The sequence below is a fragment of the Pyrobaculum calidifontis JCM 11548 genome (genome assembly GCF_000015805.1).
GTDB classification, from domain to species: Archaea; Thermoproteota; Thermoprotei; order Thermoproteales; family Thermoproteaceae; genus Pyrobaculum; species Pyrobaculum calidifontis.
The window spans coordinates 1,288,457-1,313,784 of the sequence record NC_009073.1; the positions used below are offsets into that span (position 1 = coordinate 1,288,457).

27 protein-coding genes and 1 pseudogene are annotated in these 25,328 nt (G+C 60.6%); 12 read left to right on the forward strand and 16 right to left on the reverse strand.

From position 1 onward, the window contains the following. Nucleotides 1-2 precede the first annotated feature (2 nt). Nucleotides 3-1,073: a radical SAM/SPASM domain-containing protein gene (locus tag PCAL_RS07300; protein WP_011850051.1), complete on the reverse strand. Its 1,071-nt coding sequence runs from the start codon at nt 1,071-1,073 to the stop codon at nt 3-5. A 51-nt stretch (nt 1,074-1,124) separates the two neighbouring features. Here PCAL_RS07300 and PCAL_RS07305 point away from each other — a divergent pair, with 51 nt between their 5' ends. Then, nucleotides 1,125-1,601 carry a PaREP1 family protein gene (locus PCAL_RS07305; protein WP_011850052.1) on the forward strand — a complete coding sequence of 159 codons (477 nt, stop codon included), beginning with the start codon at nt 1,125-1,127 and terminating at the stop codon, nt 1,599-1,601. Between the two features lie 75 nt (nt 1,602-1,676). On the opposite strand, the gene PCAL_RS07310 is transcribed toward PCAL_RS07305, so the two are convergent. Genes PCAL_RS07310 through PCAL_RS07320 form a run of 3 tightly spaced genes read right to left on the reverse strand, consistent with a single transcriptional unit; the run spans nt 1,677 to nt 4,519 of the window. Continuing rightward, nucleotides 1,677-2,876, reverse strand: a complete 1,200-nt coding sequence (locus tag PCAL_RS07310; RefSeq protein WP_193322608.1) for a hypothetical protein — start codon at nt 2,874-2,876, stop codon at nt 1,677-1,679. A 37-nt stretch (nt 2,877-2,913) separates the two neighbouring features. After that, nucleotides 2,914-3,795 (reverse strand): metal ABC transporter permease, encoded by an 882-nt coding sequence (locus PCAL_RS07315; RefSeq protein WP_011850054.1) that lies wholly within the window; start codon nt 3,793-3,795, stop codon nt 2,914-2,916. After that, nucleotides 3,779-4,519, reverse strand: a complete 741-nt coding sequence (locus tag PCAL_RS07320; protein ID WP_011850055.1) for a metal ABC transporter ATP-binding protein — start codon at nt 4,517-4,519, stop codon at nt 3,779-3,781. The genes PCAL_RS07315 and PCAL_RS07320 overlap by 17 nt, the downstream gene beginning before the upstream one ends. A gap of 6 nt (nt 4,520-4,525) precedes the next feature. Between PCAL_RS07320 and PCAL_RS07325 the strand changes: the two genes are divergently transcribed. Both PCAL_RS07325 and PCAL_RS07330 read left to right on the forward strand, forming a co-directional pair. Next, nucleotides 4,526-5,368, forward strand: coding sequence for an eIF2B alpha/beta/delta subunit family protein (locus PCAL_RS07325; RefSeq protein ID WP_011850056.1), 843 nt, complete (start codon nt 4,526-4,528; stop codon nt 5,366-5,368). Between the two features lie 5 nt (nt 5,369-5,373). After that, entirely contained in the window at nt 5,374-5,658 is a 285-nt protein-coding gene (locus PCAL_RS07330; RefSeq protein WP_011850057.1) for an SWIM zinc finger family protein, read from the forward strand. Here PCAL_RS07330 and lysX read toward each other — a convergent pair whose 3' ends face one another. Then, nucleotides 5,659-6,462 carry a lysine biosynthesis protein LysX gene (gene lysX, locus PCAL_RS07335; protein ID WP_011850058.1) on the reverse strand — a complete coding sequence of 268 codons (804 nt, stop codon included), beginning with the start codon at nt 6,460-6,462 and terminating at the stop codon, nt 5,659-5,661. It abuts the gene before it with no gap. A gap of 113 nt (nt 6,463-6,575) precedes the next feature. On the opposite strand from lysX, the gene PCAL_RS07340 reads away from it, so the two are divergent. The 3 genes from PCAL_RS07340 to PCAL_RS07350 are packed head-to-tail and all read left to right on the forward strand — an operon-like array spanning nt 6,576 to nt 7,244. Further along, nucleotides 6,576-6,776, forward strand: coding sequence for a hypothetical protein (locus PCAL_RS07340; RefSeq protein WP_011850059.1), 201 nt, complete (start codon nt 6,576-6,578; stop codon nt 6,774-6,776). A gap of 22 nt (nt 6,777-6,798) precedes the next feature. Further along, nucleotides 6,799-6,987, forward strand: a complete 189-nt coding sequence (locus tag PCAL_RS07345; protein ID WP_011850060.1) for a hypothetical protein — start codon at nt 6,799-6,801, stop codon at nt 6,985-6,987. A 35-nt stretch (nt 6,988-7,022) separates the two neighbouring features. Then, nucleotides 7,023-7,244, forward strand: coding sequence for a hypothetical protein (locus PCAL_RS07350; protein ID WP_011850061.1), 222 nt, complete (start codon nt 7,023-7,025; stop codon nt 7,242-7,244). On the opposite strand, the gene PCAL_RS07355 is transcribed toward PCAL_RS07350, so the two are convergent. The 5 genes and pseudogenes from PCAL_RS07355 to PCAL_RS07375 all read right to left on the reverse strand — a co-directional run bounded on the left by PCAL_RS07355 (nt 7,241) and on the right by PCAL_RS07375 (nt 13,543). Then, nucleotides 7,241-7,450 (reverse strand): hypothetical protein, encoded by a 210-nt coding sequence (locus tag PCAL_RS07355; protein WP_011850062.1) that lies wholly within the window; start codon nt 7,448-7,450, stop codon nt 7,241-7,243. The two genes, PCAL_RS07350 and PCAL_RS07355, sit on opposite strands and share 4 nt — an antisense overlap. Beyond that, a complete protein-coding gene (locus tag PCAL_RS07360; protein ID WP_011850063.1) occupies nt 7,447-8,556 on the reverse strand; it encodes a 4Fe-4S binding protein in 1,110 nt (369 codons plus the stop codon). Before PCAL_RS07360 ends, PCAL_RS07355 begins: the two co-directional genes overlap by 4 nt. A 28-nt stretch (nt 8,557-8,584) precedes the next feature. Further along, nucleotides 8,585-10,218 (reverse strand): annotated as a pseudogene (locus PCAL_RS07365) (acyl CoA:acetate/3-ketoacid CoA transferase). A 24-nt stretch (nt 10,219-10,242) separates the two neighbouring features. Further along, nucleotides 10,243-12,123, reverse strand: coding sequence for an acetate--CoA ligase (locus PCAL_RS07370; protein ID WP_011850064.1), 1,881 nt, complete (start codon nt 12,121-12,123; stop codon nt 10,243-10,245). A 1-nt stretch (nt 12,124) separates the two neighbouring features. After that, nucleotides 12,125-13,543, reverse strand: coding sequence for an aldehyde dehydrogenase family protein (locus PCAL_RS07375; protein WP_011850065.1), 1,419 nt, complete (start codon nt 13,541-13,543; stop codon nt 12,125-12,127). A 196-nt stretch (nt 13,544-13,739) separates the two neighbouring features. Here PCAL_RS07375 and PCAL_RS07380 point away from each other — a divergent pair, with 196 nt between their 5' ends. From PCAL_RS07380 to PCAL_RS07390, 3 genes are read left to right on the forward strand one after another with little or no spacing between them, the layout of a single operon-like run. Then, nucleotides 13,740-15,482 carry a succinate dehydrogenase/fumarate reductase flavoprotein subunit gene (locus PCAL_RS07380; protein WP_011850066.1) on the forward strand — a complete coding sequence of 581 codons (1,743 nt, stop codon included), beginning with the start codon at nt 13,740-13,742 and terminating at the stop codon, nt 15,480-15,482. Between the two features lie 40 nt (nt 15,483-15,522). Then, nucleotides 15,523-15,798, forward strand: coding sequence for a 2Fe-2S iron-sulfur cluster-binding protein (locus PCAL_RS07385; RefSeq protein WP_264317704.1), 276 nt, complete (start codon nt 15,523-15,525; stop codon nt 15,796-15,798). A gap of 39 nt (nt 15,799-15,837) precedes the next feature. Further along, on the forward strand, nt 15,838-17,145 hold the full coding sequence (locus PCAL_RS07390; protein ID WP_011850068.1) for an FAD-dependent oxidoreductase: 1,308 nt from the start codon (nt 15,838-15,840) through the stop codon (nt 17,143-17,145). Here the strand turns inward: PCAL_RS07390 and PCAL_RS07395 are convergent. Next, a complete protein-coding gene (locus PCAL_RS07395; RefSeq protein ID WP_011850069.1) occupies nt 17,142-18,230 on the reverse strand; it encodes a zinc-binding dehydrogenase in 1,089 nt (362 codons plus the stop codon). The two genes, PCAL_RS07390 and PCAL_RS07395, sit on opposite strands and share 4 nt — an antisense overlap. Nucleotides 18,231-18,358: 128 nt before the next feature. Here PCAL_RS07395 and ppcA point away from each other — a divergent pair, with 128 nt between their 5' ends. Genes ppcA through PCAL_RS07410 form a run of 3 tightly spaced genes read left to right on the forward strand, consistent with a single transcriptional unit; the run spans nt 18,359 to nt 20,561 of the window. Further along, nucleotides 18,359-19,738, forward strand: coding sequence for a phosphoenolpyruvate carboxylase (ppcA, locus tag PCAL_RS07400; protein ID WP_011850070.1), 1,380 nt, complete (start codon nt 18,359-18,361; stop codon nt 19,736-19,738). 29 nt (nt 19,739-19,767) lie between these two features. Further along, the gene (locus tag PCAL_RS07405; protein WP_011850071.1) at nt 19,768-20,178 is read left to right on the forward strand and encodes a CBS domain-containing protein; all 411 of its coding nucleotides are present in this window, start codon (nt 19,768-19,770) and stop codon (nt 20,176-20,178) included. Next, entirely contained in the window at nt 20,175-20,561 is a 387-nt protein-coding gene (locus PCAL_RS07410; RefSeq protein WP_226951932.1) for a CBS domain-containing protein, read from the forward strand. Before PCAL_RS07405 ends, PCAL_RS07410 begins: the two co-directional genes overlap by 4 nt. Here PCAL_RS07410 and PCAL_RS07415 read toward each other — a convergent pair. The 5 genes from PCAL_RS07415 to PCAL_RS07435 form a co-directional block, all read right to left on the reverse strand. Next, a complete protein-coding gene (locus tag PCAL_RS07415) occupies nt 20,558-20,983 on the reverse strand; it encodes a CBS domain-containing protein (RefSeq protein WP_011850073.1) in 426 nt (141 codons plus the stop codon). The two genes, PCAL_RS07410 and PCAL_RS07415, sit on opposite strands and share 4 nt — an antisense overlap. Next, nucleotides 20,980-22,485 (reverse strand): 4-hydroxyphenylacetate 3-hydroxylase family protein, encoded by a 1,506-nt coding sequence (locus tag PCAL_RS07420; RefSeq protein WP_193322609.1) that lies wholly within the window; start codon nt 22,483-22,485, stop codon nt 20,980-20,982. The genes PCAL_RS07415 and PCAL_RS07420 overlap by 4 nt, the downstream gene beginning before the upstream one ends. A 70-nt stretch (nt 22,486-22,555) precedes the next feature. Next, entirely contained in the window at nt 22,556-23,233 is a 678-nt protein-coding gene (locus tag PCAL_RS07425) for an ATP-binding cassette domain-containing protein (protein WP_011850075.1), read from the reverse strand. Beyond that, nucleotides 23,218-23,943 carry an ABC transporter permease family protein gene (locus PCAL_RS07430; RefSeq protein WP_193323018.1) on the reverse strand — a complete coding sequence of 242 codons (726 nt, stop codon included), beginning with the start codon at nt 23,941-23,943 and terminating at the stop codon, nt 23,218-23,220. Before PCAL_RS07430 ends, PCAL_RS07425 begins: the two co-directional genes overlap by 16 nt. Continuing rightward, a complete protein-coding gene (locus PCAL_RS07435) occupies nt 23,943-24,953 on the reverse strand; it encodes an ABC transporter substrate-binding protein (RefSeq protein WP_193322610.1) in 1,011 nt (336 codons plus the stop codon). Before PCAL_RS07435 ends, PCAL_RS07430 begins: the two co-directional genes overlap by 1 nt. Nucleotides 24,954-25,328: the final 375 nt, after the last annotated feature.

The window sequence follows — 25,328 nt, forward strand, 5'->3', positions numbered from 1 at the left end:
TTTTAAGGAATAACCTCTGTGGAGTCCGCCAGCGGGTCGTAGTTCAGGTCTTCACGCCTAACGACCCCCCTCTCCATGAGCGACTTGAGGCGGGGGGCTCCCTCCTCCAACAGCCTTATGGTGGCCTTGGTGACTTGGCAGACGGCGTCGAAGCCCTCCTCTCCCCAGTATTGCTCGTAGTGCGTATAGAGGCACCGCCCTCCGCACACGTGTCTATACTCGCAGCGGAGGCACTTCTCGCTGAGTCTGGGCGTGTTGACAATGCCCACTTTGATGTTGCCCGCGGTGGCCCACTTCTCGGACACGGCGATGGGGCAGTGGAGGACGCGGCCGTCTGTGTTTATGGCGAAGGAGTGGCGGCCGGCGCCGCAGGGCACCCAGTCGTACGGCTTCACCAGCAAGGCGCGGTAGATGCCGAGGATTGGGATAATCCCAAGGACTCTGCCCCTCTCCGCCTCCCCTAGGAAGAGGTCCCTCAGCTTGGCCACGCCGGGGAGGTACGTGGAGTGGGACCATTTGAGGAACTCGCGGGGCCCCCACTCGTCGGTCCATACGACGTTGAGCTGCCAGTGCACCGCGTCGAAGCCGAGGGAGAGCAGGTGGGTCACGTCTCTGTATATGTCCGACCGGCGGGTCACAGCCATCCTGGCGATCACCTTGCACCCGCAACCCACCTCCCCCTTCAGCCACCTCAGCGCCTCTACCACCCTCTTATACACCCCGGGGCCCCGGTAGTAGTCTGTCACCTCGGGAGGCCCGTCAATGGAGAGGAGCACTGTGGAAAACCGGCGCCAAACCTCCGGCGGCAACCTCTTGACCAAGGTGCCGTTGGTCTGTATGCCGAACCTTGCGTGGGGAAGCGCCTCCATGACTTGCACAATGTAGTCCACGTTTAAGAGGGGCTCTCCGCCGTAGAAGAACACAGTGGGCGAGGAGTCCCTCTCCGCGATGAACTTGACCACATCCCCAGGCGACACGGTGGGTCTCCAGGGGCTGTGCTTCTGAGAAAAAGACCCGCCGCAGTAGTTACACCTCAGGTTGCACGCCCCAGTGGTGAGGAGGAACCAAAGCACAGAGGTGCCGATTCCCCCTTTAAAAGATATATACCCATGCGCAGAGGTTCCGTGTTAACTGTCACTACGCCCTGGGTGGACTTGGACAAGTTTAGGAGAGATAAGCTTAGGGAGGCGCTCTACGAGGCGGAGCTGGCTGAGGAGTTTCTCAAGAATGGCCTTCTCCGCAACGCCGCTGGGAAGGCTTTCCAGGCGGTGAAGGCCTACCTAGCCGCCGCGGCGGCCTTGCACAAAGACAAGATTGTTGCGGCGTTTAAGGGTGTGAAGAGGGTAGGCCCCAAAAATGCGGTGGAGAAGGGGGACTGGATAATCGCCGTGATGCCCACATCGCGCATGAGGGAGGTGGCCGCGCTTATAGGAGACGACCAGTTGAGGCTCCTAGTGGAGCTTGCCTTGAATCTCCACGAGTTTCAGCACAGCGGCGTCGACGAAGAGTACGAGCTGTCCCGCTACCGCTCAGAGGAGCTTGTGAAAAAAGACATCGAAGAGGTCGTGGCTCGGATAAGGCGACTGGCCTCCCAGGGCTAGTTCTGCAATCCGCCGTCTCTTCACCCCTCAGTGGCTCAAGTTGTCAACACCGGGAAAAAAGTGAGTGGGTTTTAATTATTCTTGAGTGACGGGCCACTTGACGAGTCTCTCCGCGGCGTTTTCCAACACTACAGCCGCCTTGACGGAGGTGGGCGGGGATGTCTGCGGAGTCGGCGGCGGGGGAGGCGCCGCCTGCCTCTTCCTAGTCAACACAAGCGCTATGACGAACAACAGCGCCACGCCCAGGGCCGTGGCCAAGTTTATGGCCCATGTGAAGCCCGTGTTGAGCTCGGAGTACCTGCTCTGGAGGAGCTGTTTCTCCTGTTGCACCTGTTCGTATGCCCTGGAGAGCTCGGAGTATTGGCCGCTCAGCCTATTGTAGTCCGCGCTTAGGGAGAGGTACTTGTCTCTCAGCTGGCGCTCCTCGGCCTGTAGCTCTTCGTACCTCTTCTGGAGGTCGGCGAGTCGGGCCTGCAAGTCCGCTATCTGCCTCTGCGCGTCTGTGTACTGGCCGGACAGCTTGTCGTAGGCCGCCTTCAACTCGTCGAGTTGCCTCTTGGCGTCGGCCAGCTGGGCCTCCACGGCGGCCTTGGCCTGGCTCACCGCGTTGAGCTGGGCCTGCGTCTGCTCCAGCTGGGCCCTAAGCGCGTCGCGCTCGGCCCTCACCTGGGCCAGCGCGGCGGAGAGCTGATTTGCGTCAGCCCGCGCGGCGGCCAGAAGCGCGGTGAGGTTTGCGACCTGGGCCTCCCTCTGCTTCAACTGCCTCTGGAGGTCCGCGATCTGGGCCTTGAGCTGGTCCACCAGGGCGGCCAGCTCCTTGACCTTGGCATCCAGCTGGGCCGCCCTAGCCGCGAGGTCTTCGTAGGTGGTGGGGAGCACTCTGCCGATGTAGTACTGGTACGACCACGTGGCGTTGGGCATGTAGACGTATATCTCGAGGAGTATCAGGGGGTCTACCCTCCGTTGCGGGCAGTAGTTGAACGTGGTGGCAATCTGCTTAGACTCGCCCTTGGCCAGAGAGAAGCCTGAGTAAGACCGCGAAGTCACCGTGGGGACGTAGGTGCCCTCCTCGAAGAACTTGACCTTTATCTCCACCTTGTTCACAGTCACGGGGTCCAGCGCCTTTATATTCACAGTGACGCCGTAGTCGGTGCAGAAGAGCCACTGGTCTGTCCTAGTCACCCACACCTCTATGGGAGGCGAGGTGAAGTGGTCGGTGAGCATGCCGGCCCAGGCCAACGCGGCCGCCACCAGCGCCAACAGCCAGTACCTCATGCCCCATTTTACCTCATGCAAATATAAAAGTTACCCCCTACCCCCGCCCTCTGAAGCCCACGGCCAACAGAAGCGCGAGGACCAGCCCCAGGGCCGCGCTTGGCCAAAGCCACGGCAGTGCCGTGTACAAGAAGTGTGCAACGGCCGCCGACAGCACGCCGAAGGAGGTGGAGAGGGGGATTTGGTCGAGGAGGCGCTTGCTCTGCCTAGCCGCAACTGCGCCCGGCATTACTAAGAGCACCGCCGGCATCAAGGCGCCGAGGGCGTAGATGCCCGCCGCCGCGGCTATAGACATGGAGAAGACGTAGCCGAAGTCGTACAACCCCACGCGGATTCCCACGGCCCGGGCATACTGTTCATCCACCGCGGCGTAGAGGTACTTTACCCCAAACGCTAAAGGGAACACCGCCGCGGCCGCCAGCAGGGGGGCCTGCTGCGCCACGTCTCTAGGCGTAATCAACACGTACTCCCCCGTCAACACCGCGAGGGGGTCCACAACGGCGGCGTATACTAGCCTCACTAGGTATAGGAGGGCCACCGTGGCCGACACTTGCAACGACATGACTACGCCGGTGGCCACGTCGCGGGCATACCCGAGCCTTTCCACCGCGAGCACGGCGAAGTTTAACAAAACCATGGCCACTAGGGTAAAGGCCAGGAAGAGCGGCGACGAGAGCCCTGCCCCAAGCGCGGCGGCGGGGATGGCTGCCAGTAGAGAGGCCGTCAATATGCTGTGGGCTTGGGCGTGGGCGAGGAATGTCATCCTCCTGCTCAAAGCCATGGGGCTGTGGGCCGCCAGCACCGCCGACGAAGCCATAAGCGAGACCAAGGGCCAGAAGAGCAACGGAGCAACGAAGTAGGCGTGCACAAGCGCCGCCGCGGCCAGAACAGCCGCAGAGACCTCAATGAGGATGCGCATAGTCCTCTGTGACACACACGTAGCTCCCCCCAACCTTCGCCACGCGGACGTAGCTATACACTTTGGACAAGACCTCCTCCTGTAGAACTTCGTCAAGGGATCCGTAGGCCACCACTCTCCGGTTGAGCAACAAGACCTTGTCCGCCAAGTCTGAGGGGAGTGTGAGCTCGTGAGAGGCCATTAGAATCGTCCTCCCCCTCTTCAGCTCTCTGAGCAGTGTGAGAAGCTCCAGCCTCCCCTGCGGATCCACATTGGCCAAGGGCTCGTCCAAGAGCAAGATGTCCCCGCCCGCCGCGAGGGCCCTTGCTATGGCGGCCCTCTGCCGCTGGCCCCCCGACAGCGCGGAGAGCGGCCTATCCGCCAAGTCCGCCATCCCCACCTCCTCCAAAGCCGCCTTAGCAACCTCGGGCGGAATGCCGCGGAACTTGGCCGGCAGATAGACGTACTCCCACACAGTTGCGTCTCTCCCCACCTCCAGCGCTTGCGGGACGTAGCCAACCCTCTTCACCCTCTCTGGGCCGCATACCCCCTCTACACAGATCTCGCCCCGGTACTTCACCAGGTTTAAAACTGCCAGGAAGAGGGTGGTCTTCCCCGCGCCGTTGGGACCCACCACGAGCACAAACTCCTTCCCCACGTCGAAAGTCACGTCCTCAAGAACCGCCTTGCCCCCTCTGTACACGTAGAGGTTCTTCACCGTGAGCACAGCAGGTACTTGAACCATATTTAAATGCACAGAACCGCCGCGATCTACGCCGCGGCGTGCACAGAAATAAATACGTGGCTCAGCGGGGCTGTGAAAGAGCTGGAGAGGGAGTGGGTCAGGGGAGCCTCTTGGTACATCGATAAGGCGCTTGACATAGTGGCCTCTTCGCCCGACCCGTTGCGCGCGGCTGAGGCGGTGAGGAGGGTTAGGCCGGGCATGGGGCCTCTCGACGTGTTGTATCTGATAGTGGCTGAGGCGGTGGAGAGGGGGGCCGACGTGGGGAAGGCCTTGGCCAAGCTTAGGGAGTACATATCCCTGGCCCGCCGCAGGCTAGACGCCTCGGTGAAGGCCTTGGGGTGCCCCAGGGCAGTGGCCACGGTGAGCTTCAGCAGAGCCGTGGCTAGGCTTTTGGAGGCCAAGGCGCACTGCGTTGAGGTGGTGTATCTAGCCGAGAGCAGGCCCGGCCTCGAGGCGCTGGAGGCGGCCAAGACGTACGGCAGGAGAGTAGTGGTTGTGCCAGACTCCGCCGTGGGGGCCTTCGACTACGACCTAGCAGTGGTGGGGCTAGACGGGCTCTACGAAGACTATGCGTTTAACAAGGTGGGGTCACTGCCCCTGCTGGCCTCTGCGAAGGCGCGGGGCATCCGCACGGCGGCTGTCTTCGAGAGCTACAAGGCGGCGCCCATCCCTGCCCCCGAGCCGCTTAGAGTAGCCGCGGAGACTCCGCTGGGGGCCGTGGAAGTGCCACTCTTTGACAAAATCCCGCCCAGCGTCTTCGACCTATTTATCACAGACCTGGGCCTCCTCTCCCCGGCCCCGCCCCGGGTCTTCTACGCAGAGTTAAGTTCATATATATTTGCCCAGTAGGAGGTGTGCTGTGTAGAGAGGTGGCGCCAAAGGTGATATACAAGCTGGGCGAGGAGGTATACATCGCCAGCGTAGAGAGGCGCGGCCCCTGGATATACGCCGTGTGCTACGTCCGCTATCAGACAGAGCGGGAGGAGTGCTACCAAGTGGTGCTCAAGCTAAAGGCCGGCACCCGCTACTTCCTCGGCCGGTGCGACTGCCGCGACTTTAAGTACAGAGGAGGGCCTTGTAAGCACATCGTGAGGGCAAAGGTGGCCCTTAGGGAGTACTCAAAGCTGAAGGCCAAGTAGCTACCGCTTCGCCAGCTCTTTCACCAGGGAGGCGATTTCCCCAGCCACGTCTATCCCCGTGACGCGTTGGACGTTTTTAAACTCGGGCACACCGTTTACCTCAAGCACCACGTACCCCCTCGGCGTCTCCACCACGTCTACCCCCGAGTAGAACGTCCCCACGGCCTTGTTCGCCTTCACGGCCACCTCCTCCAGCTCGGGATCTATCTTGACGGGCTCCGCCTTGCCTCCCCTCGCGGTGTTTGTCCGCCAGTCGGCGGAGTTTATGCGGTATATGGCCGCCACTGCCCTCTCCCCCACCACCGTCACCCTAATGTCGCGGCCCGGCTTCTCCAGGTACTCTTGGACCAGATAGAGGTGGAGGCCGCTCTCCATGGCTAGCCTCTGCGCCACTATGGCCTCCAAGTCCTCGGGCGACTTGGCCAAGCTGACGAAGCGCCCCCAAGATCCGTCGGTGGGCTTTACGATGACTGGGTAGCCCAGCTTCTCCGCCGCCGCCTTGGCCCCCTCTAGGCCGAAGGCCAGGAAGGTCCTGGGCGTCGGGACCCCGGCGTCTCGGAGGCGGAGGTAGGTGAGGTACTTGTCGTGGGAGACCTCGAGGGACTGGGCGGTGTTTATGGAGAGGCCGCCCCTGGCCTCGTAGGTGTGTGCCACGGGCACGACTCTGGACCTGGCCGCCAGCCTTATCACGCCTACTTGTCCCACATCGTCGGGGGCGAGGAAGGACTCGGCGTGTAGAACTCTCACCGAGAGGCCGGCCGCCTGTAGCGCGTTTATGAGGAGCTTCTCGTCGAGCCGCGCCAAGTCGTAGACAAAGTCAATTTCCCCATGCCACCGGGAGATTGCCCCCCTATAAAAATTTGACTATTATCTCAATATTCCACAACGCCCTTATATACAGATGCAGACTTAGAGATATGAAGAGCGGCGTCGTGAAAGCCCTAGCTTTTGCGTCCATTGCCCTGGGCGGGCTGACTCTCGTCTCCACGTTGAGCAACCCCTCTCTAGACCCCCTAATCCTCACCCGCGACCTAGGCCTCTCTATCACGGCGCTTTCCCTGGGATTCGCCGCGCCCATTTTACACAGGAAGTTCACAGAGTCTCAAGAGGAAGTTTAAATAGACCCCCGTTTTACGTTTCATGGTCAGCAAGCCGGTGGTATACGCCTTAAGCGCAGTGGCGGTGGTGCTGGGGCTCCTCTTCCTCGTAGACTCCATCTCCTCCCCCTCCCTAGACCCCGCAATCCTAATCCGCAACTTGGCCACAGCTGTTTTAGCAATAGCCCTTGGAATAGCGGCGCCGCTCCTCATAAAGAGGTTCCAGGAATAAACGATATACATTTAATACCCGGGTAATATTGACCCATGCAGTTTAAAGAATTCCTCCGCCAACTGGAGCCCCCGCTTAGCTACTACATAAGCTATGCCATGAAGAAGAGGGGGTACGCCCTTGAGGACGTGGAAGAGGATAAGGCGATGGAGTTGTTGGTCAAGGCGGTGGGTCCCCACGTGGCTGAGGTGTTGTACTCCATGTACCTAGAATGCCTGCGGGGCAGGAGGAGGGCGGAGGCTTTGGCAATAAGCTAGCGCTTCACGGCTTTTACCAAGTGGGCTTCTCCCTCTTTGCCGACTTCTACCACTGCGTAGCCGAAGAGGGGTAAGACGAGGCGGAGGACTTTTACACAGTCCTCGTCGGGGGTCTTCACCACTATTTCGCTGGGCGACTTCTCCTGTATGTAGGCCACCACGCGGAGGGAGCCCTCGGGGCAGCCGGGCACCTCCAGCACTGTCATAGCCTCTTTAGGCGGCACTCTTCGCACAAGTAGACGTGGTCGTGGGGCAGTCCAGCCGATTTAAGCCTCTCCGCTATCTTCCGAGCGGCGGCCTCCGTGTAGGGCAGGGACTTGCCGCAGGAGGAGCAACGCGCCGGGGCGTCTCGGAAGAGGGTCTTACGCTCATATGGCGCCGGGCTGGGGCTCTCTGAGACCCGCATCACGCCCTCGGGGCACTTCTCTGCGCATAGCCCACACCCAATGCAGAGGGCGGGGACTATCCTCAGCTCAAACTCCCGGAGGGAGAGGGCGTCGGTGGGGCACACGTTGACGCAAGCGCCACAGAGAGTACACCCCTGGAGCACCTCTACGTTGCCCACGGGCATTCCCACCGCGGCGGCCAACATCCTGCTCTGCCACCTGCCCCCCGGCTCTAGCGGCTTCACCTCGCTCTTTACCACGAAGTCTTTACCCTCCCGCGCCAAGCCGCGTCCCCACCTCTCCGCCGCCGGCCACAGGGGGCATGACTCGCCCAGTGCGCAGTGGGCACTCGCCTCCCCGTGCCTAGCCGCGGCTAGGTAGAGGTACTGCCTGGGAATTGCGGCAATGCACTTCACCCTGACCCCCTCCTCGTCCTCTAGCTCAAAGGCGTAGTCACAGATGAACTTCAGCGAGCCCGGCGAAGTCTTTACCAAGTCGGCTAGGTAGCCGTCGGGGAGCGACGGCATCTGAATGGCCTCCACTGGGCACACCGCGTTGCACAGCCCACAGTCGGCGCAGAGGCCGTAGTCCACTTCCACGTACTTGCGCTCTGCGTACTTCACGGCGGAGAAGGGGCAGGCCTTGGCACATATGCCGCACCAGATGCACTTGCCGGAGTCCGCCACTACGGTGTCTCTAAGCCTTATGAAGCCCCCCGTCAAGAGGTCCCGCCTAGTGGCTACCCGGCTCTCTGCGGGGGGCAACCTCTCCCAACGCGCCTCCTCTAGGTGGCGCTCTGCCACAGACTTAAACCACTCGCCGTGCGGCCCCCTGTAGGCGAAGTAGAGCGGGGCCTTGGAGAGGAGGTCCGCCAGGCGGGCTCTCCCAGAGGCGACGACAACGGAGGGCTTATCCCTATTGATCACACACGTACGCCTACACGTGTATATAACATTACCGCCTTAGTAGGCGGAGGGCCTCTCTGCGGAGGCCCAGCTTCCCCTCGCAGAAGACCCTCTTGTCCATCTCCTCCAATTTCCCAATCTTAGGCACAAACTCCATCTTCTTAACCACGTCTTTCTCCACGTCGACGCCCGGCGCCACCTCCACGAGCTCAACGCCAGTTGGAGTGAGCTTAAACACGGCGCGCTCAGTTATATACATCACCACCTTCCCCTCCTCCAGCGCGTAGCCAGCGTTGAAGACTATCTTGAACACCCTCTTCACGAATTTTACAATTGGCCCGTCTTGGGCAATGGCTAGGCGGCAGTTGGCCACGCGGATGTCCCTCTTGCCGGCGGTGAAGGCCCCGGCGAAGTAGACCCTGGGGGAGCCCGTGGCAATTATGGGGAAGCCGCCGGGGCCGTTATTCTCCCAGGGGCGAAGGCGGAGTTTACGTTACCCAACTCGTCCACCTGCATAAAGCCCAGCGAGGTGGCGTCGATGGCCCCGCCCTCGTAGAGGATGAACTGGTCGGGCATGGGCAACACGGCGTAGTGACCCATGGCGGCGCCGAAGTCTAAGTCCATGAGGGCGACGCCTCCCCAGGGCCCCGACTCCACAGTCATGTGTATCACGTCGTCTAGCCCCTCTTCTCTAACTACGTCAGCCACGGCGGCGGGGATCCCCACGCCCAGGTTTATAACTATTGGCCGGCCCACCTCCTCTACCACTCTCAAGAGCTCCAACACCACTCTCCTCGCCACCGCCTTCTCCAGCCCCAGGGGCAGAGGCTCGTAGCCCGCTCTATACGGCGCATCTCCGCTGATTATTGGATTTAAGTCAAAGGAAGCCGTCTGCCAGTGGAACTTCTCCGCCTCAGTGCCCCTCCGCGCCACTACGACGTAGTCCACGAGGGGGCCTGGCACAACCACGTGCTTTGGATGTATCTCCCCCAGCGTCACCACTCTCAACACCTGCGCCAAGACAAGCCCGCCGGGGTTCGCCTTGACAGCCTCGACTATGGACAGCGCAGAGCCGTAGATGGCCTCCTGCTCCATAGACAAGTTGCCCAACTCGTCGGCGGTTGTGGCGCGGATAATCCCCACGTTGGGCTTAGGCGCCTTGTAGAGCAAGTACTCCCTCCCGTCTATGTACACCAACTCCACTCTGGCGGTCCTCCTCTCCCTCGCCAAGTCGTTTAAAAAACAGTTGTCTTGGCGGGGGTCAAGAAATGTGCCAAGCCCCACCCTAGAGAAGACCCCGGGGCTACCCACGGCGACGGCCTTAAACCACCTGCTGATAATGCCAATGGGCCAGGTGTAGGCCTCCACTAAGTTCTCCTCCACGGCCCTCTGAAGCGAGGGGGCCCACCCGTAGAAAGACAGGAGAAACCCTCTCACAAAGTCCTGGTCCCTCTCCTTCACGATGAACTCGCCTATTTTATCTAAGCCAAAGCCGGGGATGGCGGGCAAGACGTCGGAGACTATGAACAGCCCCTTTGGGTGACCGGTCTCCTTGTAACGCTCCAGCAACTTGTCAAGGAGGTAAAAGGGCGCATTGGCCACGTTGAACCCCGACACGACGACCACTGCCCCGTCTGGAATTTTCGACACGGCCGCCTCCGCCGATACGTGTTTTGAGACCACAAGAGAAGTGGGAGAGTAAAAAATCTACAACTTCTCCTTTAGCTGTTCTATCGCCTCTGCGTCCTCCAGCGTGCTCAAGTCGCCCAGCGGCTGCCCCATGGCCATGGCCCTGAGCACCCTCCTCATGACTTTCCCAGTCCTAGTCTTAGGCAACTTCTCCACAATGGCCACCTTGCCCACCACGGCCAGTGGGCCGAGGCTCTTCCTGAGGTGCGCCACCACCTCCTCCTCGGTTATCAGCCTCCCGGCCCTGGGCACTACAAACACGGCGAGCACGTCCCCCCTCACTGGGTCAGGTATGCTCACCACCGCAGCCTCCGCCACGGCGGGGTGCGATGCCACTATGTCCTCCACCTCCCTAGTGGAGAGGCGGTGCCCCGCCACCTTGATCACGTCGTCGGAGCGGCCTAGGATGTGGAGGTGGCCGTCCTCGTCTATGTAGCCGAGGTCGCCTGTGTGGTAGTACCCCTTGAACTTAGACCAGTAGCTCTCCACGTAGCGCTTGGGGTCTCTCCACAGGGTGTGCAAGAAGGCCGGGGGCAACGGGGGCTTGACCGCCACGTGGCCCTTCTGCCCCCTCGGCAACTCTCTCCCCTCGTCGTCTAGAATCACCAGGTTGAGAGTGGGGTAGGGAAGGCCGACAGAGCCGTACTTGTAGCTGAACCCCCCGAGGTTCATGGAGCCGGGCGCTGTGACGAAGCACGCGGTCTCGGTCTGCCCCCAGATGTCCGCCACTTGGCACCCCCTCTTGCACACGTTGGTCACAAGCCACTTGTACGCCTCCTCGTTGAGGACCTCGCCAGTGGGATAAGCCGCCATTAGGGTGTCCAAGCTGTACCTCCGCGGCCACTCGTCTCCGTATTTCATCAAGAGGCGGATGGCGGTGGGGGAGAAGAGGATGTGAGTCACCTTGTAGGCGTCCACTATCTCCCACCAGATGCCCGGGTGCGGGTAGTCCGGCGCGTCGTCGTACCAGAGCACCGTCAGCCCGTTGAGGAGCGGGCCGTGTACGCCGTAGTGGTGGCCCGAGATCCACCCAATGTCGGCGGTGGAGAAGAAGACGATGTCGTCTCTAAACTCCCTCTCGGCCCCCACCAGGTGGCTGAAGGCGTACCACACCCACACCATGTAGGCCCCGTGGAGGTGGAGAATGCCCTTGGGCTTCCCCGTGGTGCCCGAGGTGTAGAGTATAAAGAGGGGCTCGTCGCCGGCCACCCACTCAGGCTCAGTGTAGGCGTTGAGCGGAATAGACTTCATCTCCTCCTGCCACCAGAAGTCCCTCCCCTCCCTCATCGGCACGCCGACGCCCACGTGCCTATACACCACCACCTCGGCGTCTAGCCCCGCGATGGCCAAGGCCTCGTCCACCGTGGGCTTAAGCGGAATCACTTTACCGCGCCTAGTCATGCCGTCGGCGGTGATGACGAGCTTGGCCTCGGCGTCTCTTATCCTATCCGCCAGCGCCTGGGCCCCAAAGCCCGAGAACACCACCGTGTGCACAGCGCCTATTCTACTTACGGCTAGCATGGCCACCATGGCCTCCGGAATCATGGGCATGTAAATCACGACTCTGTCCCCACGCTCCACGCCCCTCATCCTAAGCAGAGTGGCAAAGCGGTTTACCTCGCGGTAGAGGTCCCAGTACCTCAGCACCCTGGTCTGGCCGCTGGAGGAGACCCAGATGAGGGCGGCCTTGTTCGCCCTCCCCTCTCTCACGTGGCGGTCAAGGGCGTTGTACGTGATGTTGGTCTCCCCGCCCACAAACCACTTGTAAAACGGCGGGTTGGAGTCGTCGTACGTCTTCTCCCACTTGGCCCTCCAGTACAGCTTAGCGGCCTGCCTCTCCCAGAACCCAATCGGGTCCTTCAACGACTCTTGGTAGAGCTCGAGGAACTCTTTAGACATGCTACAGCCCCAAGACGTAGTACTTAGGCTCGGTGAAGTAGTACATGGTGGACCGCACCCCCTCCCTCCAGCCGAAGCCAGAGTACTTCACTCCCCCGTAGGGCAGGGCGTCGAAGCGCACGCGGGTTGAGTCGTTGATCATCACAGCCCCCGCCCTTATTGCGGACGCCACTCTAAGGGCCTTTCTATAGTCCGAGGTGAAGACCGCCGCCTGTAGGCCGTACTGAGTGGAGTTGGCCAACTCCACTGCCTCCTCCTCCCCCTCGAAGGGGACTATGGGCAAGACGGGGCCGAACACCTCCTCCTTCAGAACCCTCATGTCTTCTCTGCCGTTGAGGACTTGGAGGAGAGTGGGCTCGAAGAAGAAGCCCCTCCTCTCCATCCTCTTCCCCCCCAGGAGGACCTTGGCGCCTTTAGACACCGCGTCGGCCACGAAGCCCTCCATGGCCTTCACCATCTTCTCAGAGATCAAGGGCCCCATGTCCGTGGCCTCCTCCATGGGGTCCCCCACCCTCAGCGCCGCCGTCTTCTCCACCACCAGTTTCACAAACTCGTCGTACACCTCCCTCTCTACGTAGACCCGCTTAGTGGCGTTGCAGTTTTGGCCAGCGTTTTCAAACCTGGCCCTAACCACCGTCGCCGCGGCCTTGGCCAAGTCGGCGTCTTTGAACACTATGGCCGGGTCGGAGCCGCTGGGGGCAATCATGTACTTCTTCCCCCTCCCCGCCGCCTTGGCCGCCACCTGCAACCCCACCGCCGTGCTGCCCGTAAAAGATATGGCCGCCACCTTGGAGTTCTCCAGTAGCTCGTTGAACACCTCCTCCCCACTGCCCACAACCACGTTTACAACGCCGTCGGGGAAGCCGGCCTTTTTAAACACGTCGTACAGCCTCAGGGCCGTCAGCGGCGTGTGAGTGGAGGGCTTCACCACCGCGGTGTTCCCAGCGGCCACCACCGGCGCCACCTTGTGGGCAAAGGTGGAGGCGGGGTTGTTGTAACTCAGCGCCCCGGCCACTACTCCAATGGGCTCCCTCCTCTCTACCACGAGGCGAGACTCGTTGCCCGGCGGGTAGTCGTAGGCGTCTACCCTGGGGGAGGAGCCCTCAAGCACGTGCCTAGCCTCCTCAGCGCTGGCCCGCACAATCTCAATAGCCCTCCAAAGCTCCGCCCTCGCGTCGCGGATGGGCTTGCCCGACTCCGCCACCAAGGTCTTCAACAGCTCGTCGAAGGCGAGCTCCATGTACTCCGCGGCCTTGCGCAAGAGGCGGGTTCTCTCCCTAAGCGGCAGGGCTGCCCACTTGTGGAAAGCCCTCTCAGCCTCATCCACGGCGTTTTTCACGTCTTCCCGCGAGGCGGAGCTTAGAACGGCTATCACCTCCCCAGTGGCAGGGTTGTAGACCACCACTTCTTTGCTAGACATTGAAAAGGCGTGTAGCCACCTATTTAAGATTTTCCGAAATTTTTGTCTATTAACTAACTTTGTAATTATCTAAAATTATAAATGTTAGACAAGGAGGAGCCTGGCCTAACTTTTACTGTTATAGGTAATTACAATTTTCGTTTCTTTATAATAATTTAGATAAACCTTAAAATATGGTCATACAAATCGTCAAAGCATGGAAGTATTATCTTGCGACGTAGTGGTGGTGGGCTCGGGACTGGCGGGCCTGCGGGCCGCCGTGGCCGCCGCGGCGGCTAGCGAGAAGCTCTCCATCTGCGTAGTCACCAAGGTGGCGGGGCCCCGGTCTCACACCATCTCAGCCGAGGGCGGCATGGCAGCCGTGGTGCACCCAGAGAAGACTGGAGACACGCCGCACCTCCACGCCTACGACACTGTGAAAGGCGGCGACTTCCTCGTGGACCAAGACGCGGCCATGTTGCTCGCCCAAGAGGCGCCGTCCGAGGCCCTTTTCTTGTACAAGATAGGGGTCCCCTGGAATAAGGACTCGGACGGGACCTTCTCCCTCAGGCTCTTCGGGGGGATGAGCAAGCCCAGAACCCTCTTTGTAAAAGACAAGACCGGCTTCTACATACTAACCGCCTTGTACAAGCACGCCAAGTCTTTCTCCAACATCGCCTTCTACGAAGAGCACCTGGTGACCAAGCTGGTGGTTAAACACAACGTATTCTACGGCGTTACTGCTCTAGACATGAGGAGGGGGGAGTTCAAGTTCTTCAAGGCCAAGGCCGGGGTAATAGCCACGGGGGGCGGCGGCCGGATGTTCAAGCTCACCACCATGGGCTACTTAAACACTGGGGAGGTGTACGGCTTCGCCCTCCGGGAGGGCATAGCGTTGAAAGACATGGAGTTTGTCCAATGGCACCCCACGGCTCTCGTCCCCAGCGGAATCTTGATCAGCGAGGCGGCCCGGGCCGAGGGGGCCTACCTCGTGAACAAGTACGGCGAGAGGTTCATGAGGAGGTACGCGCCGCAGAAGATGGAGCTGGCCCCCAGAGACGTAATAGCCAGGGCAATAGCCATGGAGTGCATGTCGGGGAGGGGCTTCACCTGGCGCGACGGGACCTGCTACGTCGGGCTCGACGTCCGCCACCTAGACCCAGCCAGGGTAAAGGAGCGGCTCCCCCTCCTCCTAGAGCTCTCCAAGACCTACGCGGGGGTGGACCCCTTCACAGAGCTCATCCCCGTGGCCCCCGCGGTGCACTACTTCATGGGCGGCATACACACAGACCTCTACGGCAGAGTTTTGACCGTGAGCGGGGAGTGGGTTAGGGGGCTGTGGGCCGCCGGCGAGGCCGCGGCGGTGAGCGTACACGGCGCAAACCGCCTAGGCTCCAACTCCCTCGCCGAGTGCGCGGTGTGGGGCAGGCTGGCCGGAGAGCAGGCGGCTGAGTACGCCAAGGGGCGGGGGGAGGGGGAGGCAGACGGCGCGGTCAAGGCGCTGGTCGAGAGAGAGGAGAATAGGGTCTTCTACAAGCTGGGGAGGAAGGAGGTGGGGGGCACCTCAGCCGCGGCCATTAGGTCTGCGCTTCAAAACGCCATGCACAAGGGGGCAGGCATCATTAGGGAGGAGTCGGCGCTGGCGCAGGCCCTTTCGGAGGTGGCGAAGCTCATCTCGGCCTTTAAAGAGGTCAACTTGCACGACACTGGCAGAATATACAACATGGAGCTAAGGGAGATGGTGGAGCTTGACGGCATGCTCCTGGCCGCCCACGCTGTGCTCCTAGGCGCCTACTTTAGGAGGGAGTCGAGGGGCGCCCACTACAGGGTGGACCACCCGCAGAGAGACGACAAGACTTGGCTTAAGCACACCCTAGTGCACAAAGTGGGAGAGGGGTTCGGCGTCTACTACGCACCGGTGAAGGTGGACAAGTGGCCGCCCGAGGTTAGGGCGTATTAGTATGAGGATCCGAGTGGCAATCCGGCGAAGAAAAGACGGCGTGAGCTACGACCAAGTCTACCACGTGGACGCAGACCCCAGGGCCACTATGCTTGACGTCCTCATAAACATAAGAGAGGACTTAGACGGCTCCCTATCCTTCCGCTACGCATGTAGAATGGGGGTCTGCGGCGCATGTGCCGTCAAGATCAACGGCAAGCCAGCCCTTGCCTGTACAGTGAAGCTAATGGACTTGGGGACCACCAATATATACATAGAGCCTATATCAGACAAAAATATAATTAAAGATCTTATTGTTGATTTTGAAAGTAGATAATTTAGAAAAATAGATTTATATCATTCCACAGGCGCTTTCATGGCCAAGAGAATTGTGGTAGTGGGGGGCGGGGCGGCGGGGGCCACCGCTGCGGCCAAGGCTAAGAGGGTGAACCCAGGGGCCGAGGTGGTGTTAGTAGAGGCGGGGCCCTACGTTACCCACGCCCCCTGTGCCGTTCCCTACGCCATCGCACAGGCCGCGAGGCTGTATATATACACCGCCGAGCAGTTCGCAAGGGAGAAGGGCGTTGTTGTGTATACCAACACCAAGGCCGAGGTAGGCGAAGGCGGCAGACTCAGGCTGAGCGGTGCGGTGAGCGGGGCGTTGGAGTGGGACGCCATGATCATAGCCACTGGGGCCAGCCCGAGGGTTCCACAGGTGGAGGGCGTCGAGCTTGAGGGAGTCCAAGTGGTGCGCCATCCCGCCGAGGCGGAGGCCATAAAGAAGGCCTTGCAACCTGCGCGGAGGGTGGTAGTGGTGGGCGGGGGGTACATTGGGCTTGAGATGGCGGAGGTCCTCCTGGCAGGGGGCAAGGATGTGGTGCTCCTAGAGTCGGGGAGGTGGATTTTGAACAAGATGTTGGACGAGGACATGGCGAGGCTCGTGGAGCAGTACATAGCGGCGAGGGGCGGGCAGCTTAGGCTGGGGGAGACGCTGACGAGGATAGTGGGTAGGGGCAGGGTGGAGAGAGTGGAGACCACTGGGGGCTCCGTGGAGACAGACGCGGTGGTGTTGGCCACTGGGGTTAGGCCCAACGTGGAGTTGGCCAAGGCGCTCGGCGCCAGGCTGGGGGAGACTGGTGCCGTGTGGACAGACGAGTTTCTAGAGACCTCAGTCCCCGGGGTATACGCCGCGGGCGACGTGGCCGAGGTGGTTCACAAGGTCACCGGTCGGCGGACTTGGATGCCCCTCGCCCCCTACGCCAACAAGATGGGCTACGTGGCTGGGTACAACGCGGGGGCCGGGGAGAAGAGGGTGAGGTTTCCGCCTGTGGTGGGGGCGGCCGTGACTAAGTTCTTTGACATGTACATCGGCAAGGCGGGGCTGGGGGAGGCTGAGGCCAGGCAGTACGGCATAGGCGCAACGTCTGCCGTTGTCAAGACCAGCGACAAAGCGGCCTTTATGCCCGACGCGAGGGAGATCTACGTAAAGGCCGTGGCGTCGAGGGGGGTCTTGATAGGGGTGGAGGTGGTGGGCTTCTCGCCCTACGTGGCGGCCGTGGTGGACTTCGCCGCGCAGCTGATAGGGAGACCCGTCGAGGAGGTGATCTTGGCAGAATACTCCTACATGCCCCACACAGGCCCCGTCTGGCACCCCCTCGTCTCAGCCGCCAGGCTCTTGGACTAGCGCATGAGCACTATGGGCCTTATAGACCGGCCGCTCCGCAGAGCCTCAACCGCCTCGTTTATCTGGTCAAGCTTGTAGAAGTCCTTAGCCAAGAGGTCCGGCCTAAGGAGGCCCTTCTCCACAAGCGAAATCACCTTGGGCAAGTCCACCCGGGGCCTCGCCCCGTAGCTACCCACCACAGCTATGCCCCCGCGGACCACCCTGGCCACGTGGAGCGGGGCCTTCTTCCCAACGGCCATTAAGCCCACCAACACCACCCTCCCCCCTGCCGCCGCCGCCTCCACTGCCGCCTCCACAGTCTCCTCACTACCCACCGCCTCTACCACCACGTCCGCGCCCCTGCCCCCTGTGAGGTCTTTTACAGCCTTCACCAAGTCCACCTCCCTCGTGTTGACTACCTCTGCCCCCAGCTCCTTGGCCAACTTCAGCTTCTCCGGGTTCCTCCCTACTGCGATCACCCTCGCCCCCACCGCCTTGGCCACCTGCACCGTCGCCAGCCCGACGCCCCCGGTGCCTATCACCACCACCGTGTCCCCCGGCGCTACAGAGCCCGAGTTAACCACTGCGCCGTAGGCGGTGGAAAAGGCGCACCCAAGCATGGCCATCTCGGGCCTGCCGTGGAGAGACTTGGGCAACTTGGCCAAGGCCGTGGCGGGCACCACCGCCTCCTCTGCCCAAAGGCCCCCGAGGAACACCCTGAGAGGCTGGCCGTTTAGGCGAAGCCTTGTCGTCCCATCCAGCATCACCCCCTTGAGCCTCACCTCTGCGAACCTTTCGCATAGGTTCTCAAGGCCCCTCGCGCAGTTTCTACACCTCCCGCAGGGCCATATGAAGGAGGTCACCACCACGTCGCCTGGGGCCACGCTTTCGACGCCGGGCCCCACCTCCTCCACCACTGCGACAGCCTCGTGGCCGGGCACAAGAGGCGGGGGAACAGGCGTGGCGCCCTCCAAGACGTAGAGGTCGCTGTGGCAGACCCCCGCCGAGAGCACCCTCAGCCTAGCCTCGCCGTCCCTTGGCTTTTCCACTTCCACCTCTTCCACCTTGAGGGGGGTGTTGTATGTATGTAGCACAGCCGCCCGCATGTGCGCCAGAGGGAAGCCAGTTATAAACTTTGTTAAAACTCTAAATAGACTATGTAATTATAATTTAGTTAAAGTATAGATCACTGTAGAGGATGTAAAGAGTTATATACCCCCGTGTTGCGATATATATGCCTATACCGCGTCTTATGTGTACTCAGCACCCCGACACCACTGTGAAAATCACGGCCGCGGAGGAGGTAGACGAGGCCATTGTGGCATTTACCGCGTATGGATGCGACGAGGTCATGGTAGACTACGAGGGGAAGGCTACGCCGTACTCTCAGCCTAAGGAGGTGGTAATGAAGGCGGCTAAGAGCGAGCTTCCGCTAGGCGAAAAGTTTGTAATTACTGTGAGGTTGCCCAACCCCCGCCTCGAGGAGTTTGACAGAGCTATGCTGGCTCTGGAGGCGGCGGTGGTGGCTAATTACTTCTCTGTGAAGTACATGGGGGTGAGGGCGGTGAAGTGGGTGGTGTTGCCCATGGTTGAAGATGTGGAGACCATGTCCCTCGTTAGGCGCATGCTGAAGCGGAAGGTGGAGGACTACAAGGCGGAGGCCAAGGTAGACGTGGGAAATATAGAGGTCATACCCCTCTTCGAAGACGCCTTCGTGCAACTCAAGGCGAAGGCGTTGTTGGGCGAGGTGTTTAAAGGGGAGGAGGTGAGGGAGGTGAGGCTCTTCTTGGGCAAGTCGGACTCCGCCGTTAAGCACGGCCACCTCGCCTCTGCGCTGGCCATTGCCTACACGCTCTCCAGACTCGGCGACGTGGAGTCGGAGCTTGGGCTGAGGATTAGGCCTATCCTTGGGATGGGCTCGCCGCCGTTTAGGGGCGGGCTCAACAACCCCCGCCTCGCGCCCATGGAAGTGGTGCAGTACGCGGGCTACTACACGGCCACTATCCAGTCAGCGGTGAGGTACGACGTGGCACTGGAGGAGTTTTTGAAGGTGAGAGAGGCCATTTTAAACGGCTGTTGCGCGCCTAGGCAAAGGGCGCCGGACGAGGTGTTGCACATAGTGCAAGAGGCTTCGGCGAGGTATCGCGCCCTTGTGATGAAGTACGCCGACAAGGTGATAGAGGTGGCCCGCCTAGTGCCCTCCACTAGGGACAGAGTCAGCTGGACGGCCTATGGCAGGACGCTGACTGGAGGAGAGAGAGTGGTCAACATGCCCAGGGCCATCGTATACACCTCCGCGTGGTACGCCACGGGGCTCCCGCCCACTCTCCTCGACGCGCCCTACCTCCTGGAACTCGCCAAGAGCGACAAGCTAGACCTAGTGCTGAAGGTCCTCCCCACCTACCTCAAGGAGCTTGAATACGACCTAGAGTTCTTCGACAGGGCCACGGCTGAGAAGTACCTCGACGGTGAAATTGTCAAGGCAGTGGTTGAGTTGGCGGACTACCTGGGGCTTGAGGCGAGGCCCAACCCCGCCTATGCAACGCTCTTGAGAATGCCTAGAAACGAGGCCAACATAATAGCATTGGGCAAATACCGCAAATTCCTAGGATAATTTATATAAACAGGAAGATACACAAGGACATGATTAAGAACTATATCAAGAGGCCGCCTATTACAATAGGCAGAGACGCCACCGTCGAAGAGGCGGCGGCGTTGATGGCCGAGAAGGGCGTGGGATCTCTAGCCATTGTGGATGAGGGGGGCAGGCCCGTGGGCATTATCACTGAGAGAGACGTGGTTAAGGCAGTGGCTAGGCGGGCGCTGGGGGCCAGAGTGGTCGAGGTTGGCACAACTTCCAACCTCCTCACAGCCTCTCCAGAGGACGACGAGTACGAGGTGTTGAAAAAGATGAGGGAAAGGCGGGTGAGACACCTCTTAGTTGTGGACAAGGAGGGGAAGCTCGTGGGAGTCTTGTCCATTAGAGACTTTCTAGAGGACGCTGCCCTTAAAGCGCTCGGGGACAAGGTATGGTGGCCGCCGCCGGAGGAATGAAGGTGAGAGACCTCATTAGGAAGCCCCCCGTCACGGTGCCGCCCACCGCCACTCTGCTGGAGGCGGCTGAGGCGTTGACAAGCCACGGCGTGGGGGCCGTGGTGGTGGTAGACCCCTCAAGCCCTGACAAGCCCATCGGCATACTGTCTGAGCGAGACATTGTAAAAGCCATAAGCGCCAAGATGCCCCTATCTACCCCAGTGGAGGCCTTCATGTCCACAGACCTAGTCACCGTTGAGGCGGAGGAGCCCCTGTCCCGCGCCGCGGACCTCATGTGGATGTACAACATCCGCCACTTGGTGGTAGTAGAACGGGGCAAATTCGTGGGGGTTATATCCGTGAGAGACCTCCTCGAGCCCAATAGGAGGAGGCAACTCTGCTAATCCCCGCTGGGCAGTACGTAGTCGAAGGCCGGTGCAAAGGTGTCGGCCACGTGCCGTAGCACCTCTCTCTCGCGCACTAAGTCGCGTATAGACAAGACGCCGTAGAGCTCCCCGCCCTTAGTGACCACCAAGTGGCGGATGCCGTGGCGCCTAAACAGCTCAGCGGCCTCGCTTATATCGGCGTCGGCGTCCACTGTCACAATTCTCGTCGTGGCTATGGAGGAGGCGGGCTTCTCCACGTCTACACCCTCCGCTACTGCCCTCACAATGTCCCGCTCCGACACTACGCCGTAGAGCTCTCCCCCCTTGGTCAATACGAGTAGGCCAATCCTCCTCTCGGCCATTATCCTAGCCGCCTCTCTGATAGATATATCGGCCTCAGCCGTGATGGGGGGTCTTGAGGCAAAGGCGGCCACTCTCATGCCTTTTCGCTGTCCGTCGGCTTGTGAGGCTCCACCCGTGGGTCTGCCTTTCTCTGGCCCATCCTCGCCAGCGACTTGGCTATCTTCTCCACTGTGTAGAAGTCGTATATCCTCTCCATGGATATCCTCTGCGCCTGGGGGCTACCGGCGCCGTGGACAGACTCCACTAGGTACGCCACGCTTATGCTGGTGTTCTCCAACAGCCTCAACATCCTGAGCCTGTCCTCGGCGGTGAACTCGGGGACCCCCTGGAGGTACTTGGCCACCAGCTTTCCCACCTCCTCGTTCTTAAGGTCAAACTCGCTGGGGGCCGTGCCCAAAAGACCCCCGGCAATGTCGTGAGCCAGCCTAGACACCTCGTAGGGGAACCTCGTGACCAAGTGCTTAGTGACGTTGGCGTACATGGGGTTGACCCACCAGCCCCCGTCTCCCTCCACAAGCTTCTTCCCCTCCCAGCTGGCCGCCAGCCCGGCGGAGTACATAGTCTCGTTGAGAAACACCATCTCGGTGAGCTTCTCCCTCACGTGGGGCTTGTCGGCGACGCCGATCTGCTTAGCCAAGTTGTACGCCGCGCCGATGATCACGTCGCCTAGGCCGGACTTACAGCCCGCATAGCCCTGGCGGTGGTAGGCCGAGAAGACCTCGACGAGCACCCCCGCCCACTTCCACTCTCTGTACATAAACACCCTGTCCCAAGGCACATACACGTCCTCGAGTATCAAGAGCCCCTCGTGGTTGAACATATAGGGCAAGCCGTCGATCTCCCCCTCCTCAAGCCTCCTGGCATCGTTCAACTGCCTCCCGACGACCACAGTCACCCCCTCCGTGTCAAGGGGAATGGCGAAGGATATGGCGTAGACCTCGTCCTTCTCCGTCATCGCCCTAGTGGGCATGACGACGACCTCGTCCACCACGGCGATCCCCGTGATGTTTGCCTTAGCCCCTCTGACCACGATCCCGTCGTCTCTCTCCTCCACCACTCTCACATAGGCGTCTGGGTTAGGCTGCTCGCTGGGCTTTAGCGGCCTAACCCCCTTCACGTCTGTCATCGCTCCCGCAAGGGCCAAGTCCCGCCTCTGGACGTACTCCAGGTATTTGATGAAGTTCTTGTAGTAGATGCCCTTCCCCTCCTTCTCTGCCAACTTCTTAGTGACAATGTAGAGCGTGTTTAACGCGTCCCACCCCACACACCTCTGGAAGCACGTCCCAGTCTTGTGCGAGAGCTTCCTCAACAGCTTCACCTTGGCCACCAAGTCTTGGGGCCCCATGTGTATGGAGTTGAAGCGGTTCACCTCCTCCCCCGCGAAGGGGCTGTATACTCTGGCCAAGTCGCGGGTGTCTTCCTCAAACGCAGCGTCGAAGGTGGCCTTGAAGGAGAGGACGGAGGGCTTTAGAAACAGGTTTGTAGTAACGTCGTGCACGCGCTTGCCGAGTACATAAATCTTCGCCTTATTCCTCGTCTTTATGCCCTCCACGTATTGATCCCCAGTCCTTAGACCCATGGACATATATCAACTTGCATATATAAACCTTCAAAACTCGATTTAAAACTTTAGATAATTATAAAACTGTTTAAAAGACCCCCTTAAACAACTTGAGGGCGAACTCCTCGGCGGCTCTGTAGGCAGAGGCGGCGTCCGTGGGCTTCTCCACGCACTTAGTCAGACGGCCCTCCTCCATTACGCACAACACGTCGGCCACGTAGAGTGCCTCGAGGGGGTCGTGAGTCACGTAGAGAGTGGGCACCCCCAGCCTCTTCACCACGTCGTTGAAGGCCCTTTTGTTGACCCAGTCTAGGTGGGAGGTGGGCTCGTCCATGAGGAAGGCGCATGGCCGCGCCAGAAGGGCCGCCGCTAGGTTGACTAGCTGCTTTTGCCCAGTGGATAGGCCCCTCCCCCTGTCCAAGAGGTGGGATATGCCGAGGCGGCTCGCCACCTCGTCCACAAGGCCCTCTGTGCCATGTAGACGGGCCACCGCGCGGAGGAATGCCCCCACCCTCTGCGGGGGGTCTATGGGGGTGGACTGGACATACGCTAGGCCCCGCCTGTGGGGCGGGAGGTGGGACACGTCGCGGCCGCAGGCCACTATGCGGCCCCTCGCCTCTATGAAGCCGGCGATAGCGTCCAGCAACGTGGTCTTTCCGCTGCCGTTTCTCCCCACCACAGCCACCACGGAGTTTACCACTAGCCTCTCCACGTAGAGGCGGAAGCGCCCCCGCCTAGCCTCGAGGCCCTCTACCTCGAGAGCCATCGCCTCGCCGCGTAGCCCACCGCCAGCGCTGTTACTACAACGGCCAGGGAGGCCCCTATGGCCGGGCCGACGCCGTAGATGAGCCAGGCGTTGTAGATGTAGATAGAGGCGGCGTATGGGTAGTTGGCGAATATTAGGAGCACCCCCAGCTCGCCGAAGCCCCTCAGCCATGCGAAGAGAGCCGCCGAGAGGGTGGCCTCCCTCAGCGACATGGCCGTGAGCACCAGGAGCCTAAGGCCGGAGAAGCCCAGCGACCGGAAAAAGGCCTCAGCCCTCTCCTCCCTCAAGGCGCCGTCGTATATGGAGAAGGCCACGGGGAGCGCCATGACCCACATGGCCAAGAAGACGCCGAGCGGCTGGTTCACCACCCACGCGGAGACGAACTGCGAGAGGGGGCAGTCGCCGCAGAGGAGGCGGGGCGTGGAGAAGGCGGCGAGGAGGAGCACTCCCACAGACGTCGGCGGGACAAGCGCCGGGACGTAGAGGACCATGCCCAAGGCCCCCCAAGCACCGCCCCTCCTAGCCGCCATAGCCACCGCAAGGCCCGGCAGAAGAGAGCCGCCCGCCGCAGCCGCCGAGGCCGCGGCCGTGAAGAGGAAGCTCTCCACAAACCCCGGCGGAGGCGCAGAGAGAAAGAACAGGGGGAGGGCTAAGAGGAGGAGCGCCAGGAGGGCGGCGGTGGAGGCGGCGACAGCCTTCACGGCGTCCATCATTTGACAAAGCCGTACTTGGCCAAGTCCATCTTCTTCAACGCCTCCACCACGCAGTCACCCCTCTCGGTAAAAGACGCCACAAAGGCCTCGAAGCGGCCCACGCGCACGGCCCTGACCACTCTACCAGAGGGGTCCACGAAGTTTACATATATGGCGAGCGGCGGGTCTTGGAAAAAGTCATAGGGAGGCTTGAAGACGTAGACGTAGAACTGGCCCCGGCCGTAGTCGCCTACGTAGACTTCCCAAAGCTCGGCGGACGCCCCCGCGGGCTTAAGCTCCACGCCTTTGCCAAGGATGAAGGGCAGGTAGGCGAAGACGCAGTCCACTTGCCCAGTCTCAAACATGCTCCAGCTCCCGTCGAGGCTGGGAGCCACCTTGACCTCCGCCGTAGAGAACAAGGCCGTTGGCACAGTGACGTTGAAGCCCACCGCAGTGTCTACAAACCTTATGCCCAAAGCCTCATACCTCGCCGTGAGGTCCGCCACGCCCCCCTTCTTGAGCATGTATGCAACGGCCAGTTCCCTATATCCAATGGGCGCCTTGTTGGGGTCTGCCAAGGCCGTCTTTGCCCCCCGCAGGTCGCTCACAGATGCTATGGGCCTGGCACAGGCCAAGGCCAGCTTGAACCGCCCCAGGGAGTAGATCTGCCTGGCGTCTTTCACATCGGCGGCGAGCTCTATGTCCACGGAGGCGTAGACATCCGGGACACTGCCCTGCTGAATCCTCCTGAGTCCCTCCAAGGAGCCCACCGACTGTATCCCCTCCACGGAGAGACCGGCCTCCCTAGCCGCGTCTTTCACTACTCTCACAAGCGTCGGCGCCACATAGCCAATCACCGAGCCGCCACAGGCGGCGGCTTGCGCAGAGGATTGCGTCTGACTGACCGCCGCGGAAGTGGGGGCTGGCGTTGTGGCAGAACTCGGCGGGGGAGCCAAGGGGGACATGGTCAAGAGGGAAAAAGCTAATAGGGCCATGACCACTACTACCGCAAGATAGGCCCGCCTCATGTGCGGCTAAAAAGTCTGTCAATAAATGTTCCTCTTTTACATTTAAATTTAGAAACCATGTATATGTTAGAATTTTAACTGTAAAAAACTTGTAAATAAAATAAATAAAAATTTAAGTATAAGAGGTTTTTAACCGACGACCGCCTCTTGACGAATGCCGAGGAAGTCGGCGTTACGTCTTCCGCCCCTATGCACTTAAACCGCCAACACGTACACCTCACACCAAATCAATGGGAATCAGTCTGCCTAAATCTCACAACGGCGATACTGCGGCTACAATATGTAATGCCGTTGTAGAGACATCTCTGAGTCCTCTAGCCGGGCTGTGCTTGACCAAACAGTGTCCACAGCCGCTAGTGGACAGCTTTTGTAAGA